15 protein-coding genes are annotated in these 17,361 nt (G+C 60.8%); 6 read left to right on the plus strand and 9 right to left on the minus strand.

Going from position 1 to position 17,361, the window contains the following annotated elements; translation table 11 throughout:
* Positions 1-79 precede the first annotated feature (79 nt).
* The 5 genes from DXD94_RS02425 to DXD94_RS02445 all read left to right on the plus strand — a co-directional run bounded on the left by DXD94_RS02425 (position 80) and on the right by DXD94_RS02445 (position 5,899).
* Positions 80-1,048, plus strand: coding sequence for a 3'-5' exonuclease (locus DXD94_RS02425; RefSeq protein ID WP_117634974.1), 969 nt, complete (start codon positions 80-82; stop codon positions 1,046-1,048).
* Positions 1,049-1,687: 639 nt separating this feature from the next.
* Positions 1,688-2,809 (plus strand): hypothetical protein, encoded by a 1,122-nt coding sequence (locus DXD94_RS02430; protein WP_117763132.1) that lies wholly within the window; start codon positions 1,688-1,690, stop codon positions 2,807-2,809.
* A 389-nt stretch (positions 2,810-3,198) separates the two neighbouring features.
* On the plus strand, positions 3,199-3,564 hold the full coding sequence (locus DXD94_RS02435; protein ID WP_055285819.1) for a helix-turn-helix transcriptional regulator: 366 nt from the start codon (positions 3,199-3,201) through the stop codon (positions 3,562-3,564).
* Between the two features lie 63 nt (positions 3,565-3,627).
* Positions 3,628-3,846, plus strand: coding sequence for a cation transporter (locus DXD94_RS02440; RefSeq protein WP_117735568.1), 219 nt, complete (start codon positions 3,628-3,630; stop codon positions 3,844-3,846).
* 100 nt (positions 3,847-3,946) lie between these two features.
* A complete protein-coding gene (locus DXD94_RS02445) occupies positions 3,947-5,899 on the plus strand; it encodes a heavy metal translocating P-type ATPase (RefSeq protein ID WP_199406658.1) in 1,953 nt (650 codons plus the stop codon).
* Positions 5,900-6,316: 417 nt separating this feature from the next.
* Here DXD94_RS02445 and DXD94_RS02450 read toward each other — a convergent pair whose 3' ends face one another.
* From DXD94_RS02450 to DXD94_RS02490, 9 genes are all read right to left on the minus strand, one after another.
* Positions 6,317-6,706 carry a metal-dependent transcriptional regulator gene (locus DXD94_RS02450; RefSeq protein ID WP_117735567.1) on the minus strand — a complete coding sequence of 130 codons (390 nt, stop codon included), beginning with the start codon at positions 6,704-6,706 and terminating at the stop codon, positions 6,317-6,319.
* Positions 6,707-6,912: 206 nt separating this feature from the next.
* On the minus strand, positions 6,913-7,683 hold the full coding sequence (locus DXD94_RS02455) for a Cof-type HAD-IIB family hydrolase (RefSeq protein WP_117735566.1): 771 nt from the start codon (positions 7,681-7,683) through the stop codon (positions 6,913-6,915).
* 6 nt (positions 7,684-7,689) lie between these two features.
* The gene (locus tag DXD94_RS02460) at positions 7,690-9,549 is read right to left on the minus strand and encodes an ABC-F family ATP-binding cassette domain-containing protein (protein WP_117763133.1); all 1,860 of its coding nucleotides are present in this window, start codon (positions 9,547-9,549) and stop codon (positions 7,690-7,692) included.
* A gap of 205 nt (positions 9,550-9,754) precedes the next feature.
* Positions 9,755-10,627, minus strand: a complete 873-nt coding sequence (gene pstB, locus DXD94_RS02465; protein WP_199568353.1) for a phosphate ABC transporter ATP-binding protein PstB — start codon at positions 10,625-10,627, stop codon at positions 9,755-9,757.
* Positions 10,624-11,550 (minus strand): phosphate ABC transporter permease PstA, encoded by a 927-nt coding sequence (gene pstA / locus DXD94_RS02470; RefSeq protein ID WP_199406657.1) that lies wholly within the window; start codon positions 11,548-11,550, stop codon positions 10,624-10,626. The genes pstB and pstA overlap by 4 nt, the downstream gene beginning before the upstream one ends.
* On the minus strand, positions 11,543-12,451 hold the full coding sequence (gene pstC, locus DXD94_RS02475) for a phosphate ABC transporter permease subunit PstC (protein ID WP_117735562.1): 909 nt from the start codon (positions 12,449-12,451) through the stop codon (positions 11,543-11,545). The genes pstA and pstC overlap by 8 nt, the downstream gene beginning before the upstream one ends.
* Before the next feature lie 25 nt (positions 12,452-12,476).
* Positions 12,477-13,409 (minus strand): phosphate ABC transporter substrate-binding protein, encoded by a 933-nt coding sequence (locus DXD94_RS02480; RefSeq protein WP_117763134.1) that lies wholly within the window; start codon positions 13,407-13,409, stop codon positions 12,477-12,479.
* Positions 13,410-13,860: 451 nt separating this feature from the next.
* A complete protein-coding gene (locus tag DXD94_RS02485) occupies positions 13,861-15,297 on the minus strand; it encodes a M20 family metallopeptidase (RefSeq protein WP_117763135.1) in 1,437 nt (478 codons plus the stop codon).
* A gap of 54 nt (positions 15,298-15,351) precedes the next feature.
* A complete protein-coding gene (locus DXD94_RS02490) occupies positions 15,352-16,014 on the minus strand; it encodes an HAD hydrolase-like protein (RefSeq protein ID WP_233540299.1) in 663 nt (220 codons plus the stop codon).
* A 156-nt stretch (positions 16,015-16,170) separates the two neighbouring features.
* Here DXD94_RS02490 and DXD94_RS02495 point away from each other — a divergent pair, with 156 nt between their 5' ends.
* Entirely contained in the window at positions 16,171-17,031 is an 861-nt protein-coding gene (locus DXD94_RS02495) for a DegV family protein (RefSeq protein ID WP_117763137.1), read from the plus strand.
* The last annotated feature ends 330 nt before the right edge of the window (positions 17,032-17,361 follow it).

The following is a 17,361-nucleotide window of genomic DNA, read 5'->3' on the forward strand; positions in this document are numbered from 1 at the left end:
GTTGCCCATGGTAAACTATCATCTCGCCACAACTCAGTAACCCCGAGCCGCGCGACGCGGCCCGTCCAAGGAGCAGCCTATGAACGTTTCGCAAGCACTCGAATACGAGCGCCAGCCGTTTATTCCCATGTTTATCTATGGCGATCACGGCGCCATGGAGTCCGAGCGCCAGAAGGGCGAGGAGGCCCTTAAGGTGCTCGAAACCGAGTACTTTACCGCCGAGGGCGACCCCGGTTTCGACTTTGCCACCGTGCGCGACCTAGCCGACCGCAACCGCGACCTGTGCGACCAGATCGGCGAGGCGCGCCTGCGCAACGTGACGCCCGCGACGCTTTCGCGCGGCCTGTCCGATACCGACACCTGCGCCGCCATCGGCAAGATGCAAAAGCGCACCGCCGCGTCCGTTATGCGCGAGATCCGCGGCGACCGCGACGCGCTCGGCGTGGCCTACGCCCGTAAGCCCATCCAGGGCACCGTGCTCGGTATCGACATCGAGACCACCGGCCGTGCACCCGAACGCGGTTATATCATCAACGTCGGCTGGGAGATCATGGAACTCACTAGCGACGCCGTCCCGCATGACGCCGAGGCGCACTACTGTGGCCTGCCCGACATCTACCGCGGCGAAGATGTGCCGCTGTCGAATATCCACCACATCACCTGGGACGACATCGACGGCAAAAAGCCATTCCGCGAGAACAAGGAGCTGCAGAAGCAGCTGCTCAAGCTTATGAAGAAGTACCCGTACATGGCGCATAACGCCGCGTTCGAGGACAGCTGGTTCAAAATTCACCTGGACGGTTACGCCGAGGCGCGCCGTGCCGGCAAGATTATCGTCATCGATTCGCGCCAGATCTGCCGCAGCCTGGATGCCGACGTCCGCTCGCTCCCCCGCGAGTCCGCCCCCGCCGCGCTCGAGAACTGGGCGCGCCGCCGCGGAACCCTCGCCGCCGATGCCAACGAGCAGCATCTGGGTCTGGACGACACCGACCTCATGCTCCGCACCGTCCAAGCCGAGTTCAACCTCAAGAACCTATTCGCGAAATAACCGATCCATCTGCGGGAGCGCCTGCCAGGCACAGCGCAATCCGTCTGGGCGCACCGGCACGCAATAAACTAGGGCGCAGCCTTATGGCTGCACCCTAGTTTTCATCAAAACAAGCAAATACGCATGCTTCACACAGTCGACAGGTTGGCCCACCTACATTTTTCGAGTTGTTCGGCCAGCTGAACCACTAGTCAAGGCCCCTTGAACCGCAATCGAGCGCTGTAGTCGCCTTAATTTCGCAACCAAGCCCCATTAATCTACCTGAATCAATTCAAATAGGACATTGTAATCGCACCATTCGTATAAGAAAAGGCCGAATAACTCAAATTATGTTGGTGAGGCATCTGGGCGGTCGGTTAAACGCCCAGAAGCTACGAACCCGCAACTAAAGTTCACCAAAAAAGGCGCAGCTGGCAGAAACCTCCCCGGCCGAAGCTGCCCCCCTCAATACGACAGCTCAAAAACCCACCGTTCGCAGAAGATAAGCCGCACCCCAATACCGTTGCCCGAAGTTTCGGGCGCATGTGGCGTCCGCTATGCCATCATGCGCGTATGGGAATCGTTCTGTCACATACCACGGCACGCGCTGTATACCAAACAGCCAACTCGCTCGCAAGCTACGCGACCGATCCCATACCTATGGAAAAGATCAGGGCGTCTGCGCCGACCACATCCGACCTGGAAGCGGCACGAGCATGGCTCAACAGAAAGAATGTCGATTCTGAAAGCATCCATGTGCTGACGTTCTCCAATAATTCCAAAAGGCACCGCAAGGGCTGCATCTGCCACTGCACGCGCTATACGTTTGATGCAGAAAGCTACCTAGAACTCGAGCCGAACGTCTACATCGTCGATATCAAGCTGTGCGCGTTAGAAGCAACAGCCGACCTCAACCTTTCGGAGCTCGTTGAGTATTACTTTGAAATCTGCGGCTCCTACGCGCTTGAAACTTCCAACGAAACTCAATATCGCGAGCGCCCGGCCCTAACCAGCGCTGAAGAGCTCAGAGCCTTCTTTTCAGAGGCGTCGGGGTATCGTGGATCTAATAAAGCCCTTAAGGCACTTTCTTATGTACGCGAAGGCTGTCGCTCCCCACTCGAAACGGCGTTTGTCATGATGCTGACGATGCCCAAGTCAATGGGTGGCTTAGCCATACGCGCTATCAAAACGGATTATCCGATCCCAGTCCCCAAAAGATACGCCGCCCTAACGCGACGGATGGTTTTCTACCTCGACGCGCTGCTCGAGAATTCGATGACCGATATCGAATACAACGGCTTTTACCACGACGAGCCCGAGCAGCAATCAATTGACGAGGAACGCCGCAACACGCTGCGAAACATGGGATATGCCGTTATCACAGTTAGTCGTCATTCGTTTTTCAAGCAGTCCGCTTTTAGACGGGTCATGGAAGCGATTCGCATTCGCGAGAAGATCTGGCCTGGTCGACTCCCGGATAACTTCGCCATCCTGCAAGAAACTCTTCGTCAATTTGTCTTGCGGCGCTACTTCGAATACAGTCGCCGCGTCCTGGAGGCTCTCAAAGAAGAAGAGTCCGCCAAGCGCGAAATTGCAAGCCAATATCCGCAAGCTGATGACCCGAGCATCAACGATGTGCCCGAACCCGACGACATGCAACACGTCGGGGCCCTTGCTGAAGAAATCAATGGGCCTTGGGAATGCGACATGTCCGCAAAAAACGATGAAAACCGCACGGAAGACGACACGATTATTGATCTGATTGAGAATTCACTCTTCTAAAGTCAATCTCTGCGGATGTCCACCTACATTTTTCGACTTATTCGGCCGCCGATGTGCCGGATTTGCCGCGGCAATGCTCAATATAACTTTAGATAAAACTGATTCTGCAGGAACTCCCGTAGAGAAAGAACTGATTCTCACGGTATTTAACAAGATAAAGTACAAATATGAACAGTTCTAATGCTTCTCGAGGCGGCTATCTTAGCATACTGGCCGAACATCTCAAAATATGTTGGCGAGCATTGCGTCGATGCATCCCAACCCACAGAAAATCGCAGAGGCGGCAAGCAGCCATCGAAATTATCGCAAATTGTATTGACATGTGAACATGCGATCATATAATCGGAAGTAAGTTATATGAGCGCGTGTTCATATGAAAGGATATTGCAATGAGCATCCGCGTTGATGAAACGAAACCCGACATCGAGGCCACCGAACCCGCAATCCCCACCACCTGCTCGCCCGAGGACCTTCCCGACGAGGAACTTCTCTACGACCTCGCCGACCTGTTCAAGGTCTTCAGCGACACCACGCGCATCAAGATCCTCTATGCCCTCATGGGCCGCGAGCTCTGCGTGGCAGACATCGCCGAAGCGACCGAAACCTCGCAGTCCGCGGTGTCGCATCAGCTGCGTACACTCAAGCAGTCGCACCTGGTTAAATTCCGGCGCGACGGGCGCAATATCCTATACTCGCTCGCCGACGACCACGTCTACACCATGCTCAACCAGGGCATGAGCCACATCTGCGAATAGCGACTAACCACGGTACCAGCGCGGCCTGCACCCAAGCCGCAAATACAGGGAAAGGAACCCACCATGAAAAAGCAGTTTAAGCTCGATGAGATCGACTGCGCCAACTGCGCGCGTAAGCTTCAGGACGAGCTGGCCAAGCTCGAGGGCGTCAAGTCCGTTTCGGTCAACTTTATGACCCAGAAGCTAACGCTCGAGGCCGATGAAGCCGAGTTCGACGAGGTCCTCGACCGCGTTGTGGAGTTCACCGCCGACGCCGAGCCGGACTGCGAGATCATTCTCTAGCCCAGGTTTACGCCAACACGCAAGGCCGCGCTTGCCGCGGCCTTTGCTCGCGAAATTGTATGAGCGAGTGTTCATACATTCAAATGGGAGGATACGAGTCATGGCCACCGCCGACCCCAAGAAGAAAAAGAAGAAGCGCAAGAAAAAAGAGTCACTCGAGCATAAGCGCAACCGCATCCTGGTAGCGCTGGGCATTTTTGCCGTGGTGTACGCCCTCGATGAGCTCGGCACCCTCACTGCCGCATTCGGCACCCCGGGCGACATCTACGCCAGCTTTGTGCTGTTCCTCGTGCCGTTTTTGATTGCCGGCTACGACGTACTGCAAAAGGCATTCAATAACATCCGCCGCGGCAAGGCCTTCGACGAGAGCTTCCTCATGGCCGTCGCGACCATCGGCGCGTTTGCCATGGTGCTCTTCCCCGACACCGATCCGCACATGGCCGAAGGCGCCGCCGTCATGCTGTTCTACCAGGTCGGCGAGCTGTTCCAGGCATACGCCGTGGGTAAGAGCCGTAAATCGATCAGCGCCATGATGGACATCGCACCCGACTACGCCAACGTCGAACAACCCGACGGCACACTCGAACAGGTCTTCCCCGATGACATCGCCGTCGGCACCGTCATCGTGGTCAAGCCCGGCGAGCGCGTGCCCATCGACGGCGTCATCGTCGAAGGCGAAACCCAGCTCGACACCGCCGCCCTTACCGGTGAGTCGGTCCCCCGCCCGGCCAAAACCGGAGACGATATCATCAGCGGCTGCATCAACATGACGGGGCTCATCCACGTGCGCACCACCAAGCCCTTTGGCGAGTCCACCGTCGCGCGCGTCCTGGAGCTCGTAGAAAACGCCAGCGAAAAGAAGGCGCGCACCGAGAACTTCATCACGCGCTTTGCCCGCATCTACACGCCCGCCGTCACCGGCGCTGCCGCGGTACTCGCGCTCGGCGGCGGCTTGGTCACCGGCGCCTGGTCCGACTGGATCCTGCGCGGCCTGACCTTCCTGGTCGTCAGCTGCCCGTGCGCGCTCGTGATCAGCGTGCCGCTGAGCTTCTTTGGCGGCATCGGCGGCGCGTCCAAGCTGGGCGTTCTCATCAAGGGTTCTAATTACCTCGAGACGCTCGCCGACGTGGACACCGTCGTCTTTGACAAGACGGGCACCCTCACCAACGGCACGTTCTCGGTGGTCGCGGTACACCCCGAGGCCGGCTATACCGAGCAGTCGTTGCTCGAAGTCGCAGCCCTTGCTGAGTCGTTCTCCGATCACCCCATCGCGCAGTCCGTACGTGTCGCCTACCAGGGCGAGGTCGACCCCAAGCGCGTAAGCGACTCCACCAACGACGCGGGCCATGGCGTGACGGCAACCATCGACGGCAAGCACGTCGTCGTTGGCAACGCAAAGATGCTCGCCGCGGCCGGAGTCGAAGCGCCCGATTGCGAGGTCGTCGGCACGATTCTGCATGTGCTCGTTGACGGCGTGTACGCCGGCCACATCGTGATTGCAGACACCGTCAAGGCCGATGCCGAGCAGACGATCAGCGACCTGCACGCCGCCGGCGTCAAGCGCACCGTCATGCTCACGGGCGACCGCGAGGAAGTGGCTGCTGCGGTGGCCAAGCAGCTCTGCCTCGACGAGTTCCACGCGCAGCTGCTGCCGGGCGACAAGGTCGAGCGCGTTGAAGCGCTGATCGCGGCCGAAAGCGGCAAGGGCAAGCTCGCCTTTGTCGGCGACGGTATCAACGACGCGCCTGTGCTTACGCGAGCCGACGTCGGAATAGCCATGGGCGCCATGGGCTCCGACGCTGCGATCGAGGCGGCGGATGTCGTGCTGATGGATGACAAGCCGTCCAACATCGCCCGCGCGATCCGCGTGGCTCGCAAGACCATGTCGATTGTTTGGCAGAACATCATCTTTGCGCTGGGTATTAAGCTGCTGATCCTTGTGCTCGCGGCGCTCGGCATCGCCAACATGTGGCTCGCTGTCTTTGGCGACGTGGGCGTGGCGATCATCGCTATCCTGAACACCATGCGCGCGATGGGTGTCAAGAACCTGTAGCGTTCGTGGGCTGTCCGGCCGGGACCGGGCTTGGTTTTGAAAACGTCCTCGCGCATGAGGCCCGTCTTTCCTGCTCCTACGGAGCAACGGAAAGACGGGCCTCGCGCTGCGGAGTGTTTTCAAAACCAAGCCCGGTCCCGGCCTGCATTGACACAGCTGGCGGTTCTTGGGCATCGCTTGCTGGCGAGGTTCCTTGTCTGAGTTGAATTTGGTTGGCGGGACCTTTCGTCCCGGCCGCTGTCCCGCGCCTTCGGCGCGGGAGACGCGTCTCTTTGGGATGGAAGGGCGGCGCTGCTGAAAGGATGCTACATCCCGACAGGTTTACTGTGGACTCGGAGAAAGTCCCTTCTGCTAGAAGTCTCTATCCCCTTTTCGCTGGTTCGCGCTTTGCGCGAACTCCGCGCTACTGAGGACCTGTTAGGATTCCGTTGTTGAGTTCGACGTCTCTTCCCTGGCGAGCATAGCCCTCAGCTTCTCGAAGCTTTCCTCACTCAGGCAGTGCTCCATGTAGCAGCCCTCTTGCGACGCGACCTCAGCCGAAACACCCGCATCCTCCAGCAGCCCCACGAAAAAGCAGTGACGCTCCCACATTTGGCGAGCGACCTCCAGACCACGCTCCGTCAGATGAACGTCGCGCTTGCCCATTTCGACATAGCCGTTGCTTTCCAGCGTCGCCATGGCCTTGGAAACGCTCGCCTTGGTTACGCCGAGGTACTCCGCGACGTCGATCGAGCGCACGATGCCCTGACGTTCCGACAGAACGTAGATCGATTCGAGATAGTCTTCTCCGGATTCACGTAGGGCCATGGGCCGCCTTTCGCGATGATTGCTAGTTAGCCGTTGGATACTTTCCACGGCTTACTTTACCGCAAAAGTTGCCCATGTCTTACTACTTTACCTAAAAGTTAGCCGTGTTTCACAAAACGTGCGGGATGAAACAAAATGGGAACGCCCCGCAAGGAGTGTCCCCAGCTGCCGGCAGAAAAGGACCGTCCCCAAGTGCCGAGCCGCAGCTATAGCAGCCCAAAGTGCTTTGCGGCGTTGTAAATTCCGTCGTCGTCCACGGCGGTTGTCACGTAGGTTGCTGCTGCCTTCACGGTGTCCTGCGCGTTGCCCATGGCCACACTCGTGCCCACGGCGGCAAACATCGACAGGTCGTTCTCGCCGTCGCCAAAGGCAATCGCCTCGCTCGCGTCGATACCAAGCCGCTCGAGCGTCGCCGCCACGCCCAGGTCCTTGCCGCCGTTAGCGGGAATAATGTCGCAGAACAGGTCGCACCAGCGCGTGGTGAGCGAATGCGACACGGCGTCGGTCACGATATGTTCGTCGGCCGGGTCCACAAAGGCGCAGAACTGGTAGACCGGTGCGTCAAAGGCGTGCTCAAACGGCTCCTCGTGGTAGACGATTCCCGCGTTGCTGCCAGCCGTCACCACGCGCTCGGACAGGCGGTTCACAAACGAGTTCTCGCCCTGCATGCACAGCGAGTCGTAGCGCCCCTGCGCCACCTGGTCCACAATCACCGCAACGTCGTCCGGATCGATCGGGCAGCTGCGGTAAACTCCCTCGGCATCAAAGCAGTGCTGGCCCGAAAGCGTAATGTACGCATCCCAGCCCAGGTCGAACAGCCAGTCCGGCATCTGGTAGGTCGGACGGCCCGTGGCGATCACGCACGCAATCCCCTGCTCGCGAAAGCTGTCGAGCACCTGCTGCGCCGACGCCGGAATCCGGTGGGTCTTAAAGCTCAGCAGCGTACCGTCGATATCGAAAAACGCGGCTTTGATCATTCTCGCTTACTCCTCGCCCTCGAGCTTTTCGCTCGCCTCGAGCCACGCCATCTCCAGCTCGTCCATGGCGGCGTGAGCCTCGTCGATCTTTGCCTGCTGCTCGCCGAGCGCCGTGTAGTTGGTGGGATCGACCTGGGCCATCGCGGCCTCGGCCTCCTCAACGCGAGCGCGCTGCGTCTCCATCTTGCGCTCGAGCGAGCTCACCTCGCGGCGGAGCTTCTGACGTTCGGCGTTGGAAAGGCCATTGGGCTGCCCGCTCGTCTTGGGCTTTTCGGCCGCAGCTGCCGCGGCACCGGTGTCAAACGTGCCGGTCTTGGCGCTCGGCGCGCCCACGGGCTCGCCCTCGGCGGTAGCGTTGCACAGGCGCAGGTACTGGTCCACGCCACCGGGCATATGCGTCAGGTGGCCGTCGAGCAGCGCCCACTGTTGGTCGGTCACGCGCTCCATCAAAAAGCGGTCGTGCGTCACCAGGATCAACGTGCCGGGCCAGCCGTCGAGCAGGTCCTCGACAATCGCGAGCATGTCGGTATCCAGGTCGTTGCCGGGCTCGTCCAGGATGAGCACGTTGGGTTCGTCCAGGATTGTCAGCAGCAGCGACAGGCGACGGCGCTGGCCGCCCGAAAGATCGCCGATGCGGCTCCAGAGCTGCTGCGTCGTAAAGCCCAGACGCTCGCAGAGCTTCTCGGGCGAAGTCTCCTTGCCGTCGATGACGTAGTACTTCTTATAGTTGCTGAGCACCTCGCGAATCGTGTCGCCCATGAAGGGCTCGAGCTCCTCGAGCTGCTGCGACAGCACGCCAAAGCGCACTGTCTGGCCAATCTTCACGCGGCCGCGCGTGGGCGCAATTTTGCCCTGGATCACATCAAGCAGCGTCGACTTGCCAGCGCCATTCTCGCCCAAAAGACCATAGCGGTCGCCCGCACCAATGAACCAGGTCACGTCGGAGAGTACCTGCTTGGGCGCGCCATCGACATCCGCATAGCCGGCATCCACGTCGACCACGTCGATAACCTGCTTGCCCAGACGGCTCACCGCCAGGCGCTTGAGCTCCAGCTCGTCGCGCACGGGCGGCACGTCGGCGATGAGCTCGCGAGCGGCATCCACGCGAAACTTGGGCTTGGTGGAACGCGCCTGGGCGCCGCGGCTCAGCCACGCGAGCTCCTTACGCGCCATGTTGCGACGGCGCTCCTCGGTGACTGCGGCCATGCGGTCGCGCTCCACGCGCTGCAGGATATATGCGGAGTAGCCGCCCTCGAAGGGGTCGACCTGGCCGTCGTGGACCTCCCACATGCTGGTGCAGACCTCGTCCAAGAACCAGCGGTCGTGCGTGACCACGAGCATCGCGCCCTGACCACGCTGCCAGCGAGCCTTTAAGTGACGCGCGAGCCAGTTGATGGTACGCATGTCCAGGTGGTTGGTGGGCTCGTCGAGCATGAGCACGTCGTAGTCGCCAATCAGCAGGCGCGCGAGGTCCACGCGACGGCGCTGGCCGCCCGAGAGCTCGCCCACCGTGCCCTCCCAGGGCACATCGCTAATGAGGCCGGCGAGGATCTGGCGCGTACGGGGGCTCGAAGCCCACTCGTACTCCGGTGTGTCGCCAACGACGGCATGGTGCACTGTGTCGGTATCGACCAGGTCGTCCTTTTGGCCGAGCAGGCCGATCGTGGTGCCGCGGCGATGCGTCACGCGGCCGTCGTCGGGCTCCAGCGTGCCGGCGAGCACGCTCAGCAGCGTCGACTTGCCGTCGCCGTTTTTGCCGACGATACCAATGCGGTCGCCCTCGCCCACGCCGAGCGTCACGCTATCGAAAATATGCTTGGTGGGAAACTCTAGGCTGACGGAATCGCATCCCAAAAGAATCGCCATATGCCCTGCTCCTTCGTAGAAATTCAACGTTGTCCATGATAGCAGCGAGCCCCACCCCAAACCACCACGAAGGTGCCTGTCCCCTTTGTGGTGGTCGATTCGGTCGCAGAGCAAAAAGGCGGGCCATCTCGCAAAAGAGATGACCCGCCTCTCCAATCAGTCCCACGGCAACCATGGCCGCCACGGGCCTCAAGCATGTCCCGGACTAGGAGAACATGCCGGTGAGGTAATCATTCAGCCGCTTATCCTTGGGCCGTTGGAAAATCTCGTCGGTCTCGTCGTACTCAACCATATCGCCCATGTAGAAGAACGCCGTGCGATTGGACACGCGCGACGCCTGCTCCATGTTGTGCGTCACGATGACGATGGCGCGGTCGGCAACGATCGAAGACATCAGGTCCTCGATCGCCAGCGTCGAGATGGGGTCGAGCGCCGAACAGGGCTCATCAAACAGAATCACGTCTGGGTTGAGCGCCAGCGTGCGCGCGATGCACAGACGCTGCTGCTGTCCGCCCGAAAGCGCGTAGGCGCTCTTGTCGAGCTTGTCCTTGACCTCGTCCCACAGCGCCGCGCCTCGCAGGCTTTCCTCGACCATGCGATCGAGCTCGTCGCGGTCGGTGATGCCGTGGCGCTTAGGCGCAAACGTGATGTTGTCGCGAATGGACTTGCGGAACGGGTTGGGCTGTTGGAACACCATGCCAATGGAACGGCGCAGCTCGTACGTGTTCTCGGTCCTGGTGTTCACATTGCGTCCGCGGTAGTTAATCTCGCCCTCCACGCGGCAGCCGCGAATCTCGCGGTTCATAAGGTTGAGGCTGCGCAAAAAGGTCGACTTACCGCAGCCCGAAGGCCCGATGAGCGCCGTAATCTCGCCCTTGTGGAAGTCGAGCGACGTGTCGTACAGCGCATGGTGGTCGCCATAGTACACGTTGACGTCCTTGGTAGAGAGCACGACCTCGTCGCTCGCGGCCTTGCCGCTCACGCGCACGCGCTTCTCGCTCTCCCCCACACTCGACAGGAAGTCCCGGGTCTCGGACGATGCTGCTTCGGTTGCGGGCGTTGTGCTCATCTCGCTCATTCGGCCGTCATCCTCCTTGCCAGTTGCTTGCCCACGATACGGGCGACTACGTTAAACAGCAGCACGCAAATCATCAGCAGCGCCGCGGTGCCCCAGACGATCTGCTGGGCCTCGGGGCTGCCCTCGCCATAGATCTTGTAGATATGCACGGCGAGCGACTCGCCAGGGCGGAACACGTTCCAGGCACAGGTGGGGCTCGACAGGTTAAAGCTCAAGAAGTTCAGGCGAACCGGCGAGCTCATACCCGAGGTAAAGAGCAGTGCTGCGGCCTCGCCAAACACACGGCCGGCCGAAAGCACGATGCCGGTCACGATGGCGGGCATGGCCTCGGGAATCAGGATGTGCAGCGTGGCCTCCCAGCGGGTAAGGCCCATGGCCAGGCATGCATCGCGCTGGGCCTGTGGCACGTCCTCGAGCGCCTGCTGGATCACGCGCACCAGGATGGGGATATTGAACATGGTGAGCGCGACAGCGCCGGAGATGATGGAGTACTTCCAGCCCAGCTGCACCGAGAACACCAGAAAGCCGAACATGCCGACGACGATGGAAGGCAGCGAGGACAGCGTCTCGATGGCGGTAGAGGCGATGTCGCGGATAGGGCCGTTCGGCGCGTACTCAACCAGGAAGACCGCTCCGCCTAGGCTGATGGGCACCGAGATGATCAGAGTGATCAGCAGCAGGTAGAACGAGTCGAACAGCTGGTAGAGCACGCCGCCCTGCGTTCCGTTGGCGCGCGACGGCTCTGTGAGAAAGCCCGGCTGGAACAGCGTCGAGATGCCCTCGAACAGGATATAGGCCACCATGGAGATGACGATGAGCATGACGATGGCGACGATCGCCGTCAGCACGCCCGTGGCGATGCGATCCTGTTTTTGGACACGCCCGAGCCTCGCCTCGTCGATGTGGATGCGCGTGCTAGCCACGAGCCTTCGCCCCCTTGCGGCCAATGAGATGGATGATCAGGATGAAGATGAGGCTCATGCCCATCAGCAGCAGACCGAGTGCCCACAGGACGTCGTCCTGGGCCGAGCCCTCGGCGTAGACCGCCATGGACGTGGTGAGCGTGGTGGTGATGGTGGACGCCGGCGACAGCAGCGACGTCGGCATGGCCTCGATGCCGCCGATGACCATGCGCACGGCGAGCGTCTCGCCAAAGGCACGCGTCATGCCAAGGATGACCGCAGTCATGAGCGACGGCATGGCGGACTTGAGCACCACGTGCCAGATGGTCTGCCAGCGGGTGTAGCCCAGCGCGAGCGAGCCCTGACGGTAGCTATCGGGCACAGCGCGCAGGCCATCGACCGAAAGCGTGGTCATCGTCGGCAGGATCATGACGGCCAGCACGATGGCGCCGGGCAAGATGCCCAAGCCCGTGCTTACGTGGAAAACGCTCTTCATAAGGCCGACGACCACGTGAAAGCCGATCAGGCCAAAGACAACCGAGGGAATACCGGTCAAAAGCTCAATAAGCGGCTGAAAGACCTTGGAACCAAACTTAGGCTGGATCTCGACCGCAAAGATGGCAGAGCCGATAGCGATGGGCAGTGCGATGAGCGTGGAGAGTACCATGACCGCAAACGAGGTGACGATCAGGGGCAGGGCGCCGGTGTAAGGCAGACCGTTTTCGGCTGTGTTAGCCAGGTCCCACTTGGTACCAGTGAAGAACTCGACGACCGAAACGCCATCCTTAACAAAAGCCGAGAGGCCCTTTTGGGCGACCATGAAGATAAGCGCGGCAACAACAAGCGTCACGAGCGCTACGCACGCGCCCGTGACGCCCAGGCCCACGTTCTCAAGGTCGCGCTTTGGCAGCTGTTTTGCCATTGCAAACCTTTCCGGGGGCGATTACCTATTTAGCGGAGACCTTACCGCTGGCGTCCTTGACGACCTTCATGGCAGAGACGGGGATAAAGCCCTGCTCCTCGACAAGCTTGCCCTGGACGTCGTCGGAAAGCATAAAGTCCAGGAAGGCCTTGGTGGCCTCGTCTGCGTCCTTGGCGCAGTACATGTGCTCGGTAGCCCAGATCTTGAAGGAGTCGTCGGTGACGTTCTTGCTCTTGGGCTCGACGCCCTCGACCTTGACGGCGTTGAACTTGGAGCCGTCGAAGTGCGAGAAGTCCAGGTAGGAGATGGCGTTGTCGGTACTGGCCATCTGGGTCTGGACGTCGCCGGACTTGTCGAGCTCGGCGTCGCCCTTAAAGTCGACGGCCTCGTCGCCAAAGACGGCGGCCTCGAAGGTGGCGCGGGTACCGGAGCCGGCCTTGCGGTTGAGGACGACGATGGTGGCGTCGTCGCCGCCGACCTCCTTCCAGTTGGTGATCTGGCCAGAGAAGATGCCCTTGAGCTGCTCGAGGGACAGATCGTCGACCGTCACGTTCTTGGAGACGACGGGGCCCATGCCCACGACGGCGACCTCGTGATCGACGAGGTTCTTGACCTGGTCGGCCTCGAGCTTGGTCTCGGCGAAGACGTCGGAGTTACCGATGGTGACGGTGCCGGCGGCGACAGCGGTCAGGCCCTTGCCCGAACCGTTGCCCGAACCGGAGATGGAAACGTCGGGGTTGGCATCCATGAACTTCTCAGCAGCAGCCTCGACGAGAGCCTGGAACGAAGAGGCGCCGTCGTAGGTCACCTCGCCGGAGACGGACTCGGCGGCGACGCTGCCCTTGGCGGTGTCAGCGGCATTGGAACCGCCACAACCAACGAGACCGAGACCGACGATGCTGGCAAGACCACCAGCGAGGCCGAGGAACTGACGACGAGAATAAGCCTGATCGAGCATGATCTTCCTTTCATACATGCGACTCGCGGGCACCCTGCCCGCTTTGCTGTATGGAAAGATACGTTCCCGACCAGGCAACGCCCGCGCCAACTGCGCTTTCTTACGGGCATTTGATAGACCCTTACCGCAAGCGCGGTTCAGCTTTACAAACAAATAACAAACCCGCCGACAAGCATGGTCCACCTTTTACAAGGTAGTCATTGGGGACGTTCTTAAACGACTAGTCATCGGGGACGTTCTTGTTTGACTAGCCATTTAAGAACACCCAACGACTACCTTGGAAACCCCGCAGGTTGAGCATAAGTCAGCGAAAACGCCCCTAAGCGAGCAAGGTGACGTGAAAGAGGAGGGAAGCGTACTTCGGTACGCGACCGACGATTGAACGTCAGATTGCCGCTTAGGGGCGTTTGCAGCGTCGACCCGTTACGCGGTTTGGTAAAACCGCGTAACCTTAAAGTTCGAGTTCGTTGAGACGCAGGATCGCCACGATGTAGATCTTGAGCGCCTGCTTGAGCTGTTCTTCGTTGGCGCACTCGTTGGGGCCGTGCATCTGGCCACCCCATGCGGGCAGCTCCAGGCCGGTCTCCTCGGGGCCAAACGACACGGCGCGGGCAAAGTTGCGTGCGTACGTGCCACCGCCCATGGCAAAGGGTTCGGCATGCTTGCCGGTGAACTCGTTATAGGTATCGATAAGCGCCTTCACGGCCGGATCATCGGCAGAGACCGAGAACGGTACCTTGGCGCGGCCGACGCGATACGTCACGCCAAAGCGGCCCACGAGCGGCTCGAGCTGCCCACGGATGGTATCGGCGCTCGTGCTATCGGGGAAGCGCACGTCGATGACCTGCTCAATGTGGCCATCCGCCACGCGGATGACGCCGGGGTTGCACGTGAGCGGGCCAAACGCGGGGCTCGTCGCGTCGATACCCAGGCCGCGGCCATAGGCATCCGCATGTACAAAGGCCAGAAACTTGACAAACTCATGCTCGGCAGGCGTCAGCAAGCGCTCGTCGCGTGCGGCAAACGCGTCCTCGACCTCGCGCAGGTACGTCACGATCAGGCCAACGGCGTTGATCGTCCCCTCGGGCATCGAAGCATGGCCACCGATACCGTGCGCGAAAATCTGGGCATGGCCGTTCTCGAGCGCCGTGATCTCCAGGCGGTCGGCGTTCTCAACGGGCGCCGGCAGCTCATCGGCGGCAATCGCAAGCTCGCAGATAGACTGCGACGGAATAGCGTTGCTCGCCTCGGCACCGCCCCAGGACACAATGCGCCCGCCGTCAATCTTGGAGCTCACGAACGTCGCCCCAAACTGGCCCTTCTCGGCATTGCAGACCGGGAACTCGGCATCGGGCGTAAACAAAAAGTCGGGGTCTGCGTGGTTCTCCAGATAATGGTGAACATCGGACATGCCCACTTCCTCATCGCAGCCCAGCAGGGCGCGGAAGGTATAGCGCGGGGTAATGCCGTGCTTGAGCAGATAGGCGCCGGCGTAGAGCGACAGTACCGCCGGACCCTTGTCGTCGATCACGCCGCGGCCGAGCAGCCAGCCCTCGCGACGCTCCATCGCAAACGGGTCGGTGTTCCAGCCCGGGCCGGCGGGCACCACGTCCACGTGGCAGATGGTCGCGAGCTGCTTGTCGCCGCGACCGGGGATATCGGCAATGCCCACATAGCCCTCGTCGTCGCTCGTCTGGTAGCCGAGGTTCTGTGCGATGCCGAGCGCGCAATCGAGCGCGTCACGGACCGGGCGGCCAAACGGCGCACCGGGCTCCGCATCGGCAGCAACGGCAACAGACGGGTAGCTCACCAGCTGCTCGATATCGGCGACGACGTCCTCCCAGACCTCGTCGACGTACTCGGCAACACTCTGCTCCACCTGATTCATGGACGACCTCCTTACCAATGAGCGGCGAGCACGCCCGCCCCTCACATTAAGTCCCTAGATAGCGAAAAGTTTAGCAAGCTCGGCCACCGAGTGCACCACTGCGTCGGCACCCGCCGCCTCGTGCTCGCCCGGCGCCGCCGCGCCCGAATAGATGCCGATGCACGGCACGCCCATTGCGTGCGCGCCCTCGACGTCGTTAAAGCGGTCGCCAACCATCACGGCATCGTCGGCGCGCGCGCCTAACGCCGCCAGGGCGTCGCGGATCGAATCGGCCTTGGTCTCGCGCCCCTGCGGCGGATTCATGCCGACCACGGCTTCGAACTGGCAAAGCCCCAGCTCATGCACCATGTCGATGCACTTCGCCTCCATACGAGAGGTCGCCACGGCCAAGCGATGTCCCTGAGCGGCAAGACCATCGAGCAGCGCGGGGATCCCATCGAACACGGGATACTCCTCCGGACCCAGCTCGTCAAAAAAGGCACGGTACTCGTCGGCCACCACGAGCGACTCCTCACGCGTAAAGCCGTAAAAGTCGTGGAAGCTCTTCCACAGGGGCGGCCCGATCATACGGCGCAGGTCACCCATCTGCGCCTCCGAAAACCCGCGCGCAGTCAGCGCCTTGCGCGTCGAGGTCATCACCGCCCGGCCCGTATCGGCCACCGTACCATCGAAATCAAACAGCACGACCGGCCGCCTGCATATCTCCAGTGCCCCCATCGGCATCCCTCTTCCCCAGTTGATGATTTCCACACCAACATTAAAAACTGTTGACTATTCAACAATTGAACCTAGCAATGCGGAACAACTCCACTATACTTGTCGCACTTTGCTCTCAGAAGGCGGCACACAAGCGCCCCGACGAAAGGTGCAATTATGTCTTTTGCCATCATAACCGACTCCACGTCGGACATCTCCCCCGCCCGCGCCCAAGAACTCGGCATTTACGTGATTCCACTGCATGTGGTTATCGAAGGCGAGGACCTGCTCGACCAGATGCAGATTACCGCCGAGGAGTACGTCGCCCGCATGGCCGGCTCCAAGCAGCTGCCGCACACGTCGCAGCCGAGCGCTGGCGAGTTCAAGGCGCTCTTTGACCGCGTGCTCGCCGACGGCCACGACAGTGCCATCTTCATTTCGCTGTGCAGCGAGTGGTCCGCCTGCTACGCCAACGCATGTCTGGTGGCTGACACCCATGAGCTCGACGTGCGCTGCGTCGACTCGCGCACCGGCTCGGGCGCTGAGGGCTTGCTGGTGGAATACGCGCTCGCCATGCGCGATGACGGCCGCAGCTTGGACGAGACCGAGGCGCAGATCCGCGCGACGCTGCCCGACGCCCACCTGCTAGTGATTCCCCGCACACTCGAGAACCTTGTTAAGAACGGCCGCGCGCCCAAGCTTGCCGGCCACCTCACTCAGATGCTCAACATTCGCCTGGCCGTTTCGCCGGAGTGGAAATCGGGCGAGATCAAAGTCATCAAAAAGGGCCGCGGCGCCAAGCGCATCGTTGCCAACACCATGGCAGATTGCCTCGACTTTTTGGCCGAGCATCCGGGCGCGAGCGTACGCGTGCTCACAACCGGCGCCGTCGAAGAGCAAGAGCTCGTCAACCAGGCGCTCGCGGGCCAGGACTGCGTCGATGCGGGCACCGGTCCCATCGGCTGCACCATCGCCACCCACGTAGGCGTCGATGCCATCGCCATCAGCTACTGCCCCCGCTACCAACCTGCCAATTAGGGACAGGTTTATTTTGGCAGGTTTTATCTGGGCAAACGTTAAACGCTAAGAAAGGTCTGCCTAGCTAGACAGGACAAGCTGGGACAGTCGAACAGCCGAGGTACACCCAGCCACAGCAAAGCCATCACGCCGGCACGCCCCAACTTAAGGCGCGCCGGCATCTCTTTAGGAATGGCGGCGGTAAAGGGACCGTTTTAGTCGAAAGGCTGCGAATAGCTTCCCATTACGCCGCAACTCAATTGCCGCACAACTGCCCAATTGAGCCATTGCAGGCGATCGATGCTTTATCCAACCCCCTTGCGATACCCCTTGGTCAAAAAATGGCAAATA

Origin of the sequence: Collinsella sp. TM10-22, assembly GCF_003466125.1 — a bacterium.
Taxonomy (GTDB): domain Bacteria; phylum Actinomycetota; class Coriobacteriia; order Coriobacteriales; family Coriobacteriaceae; genus Collinsella.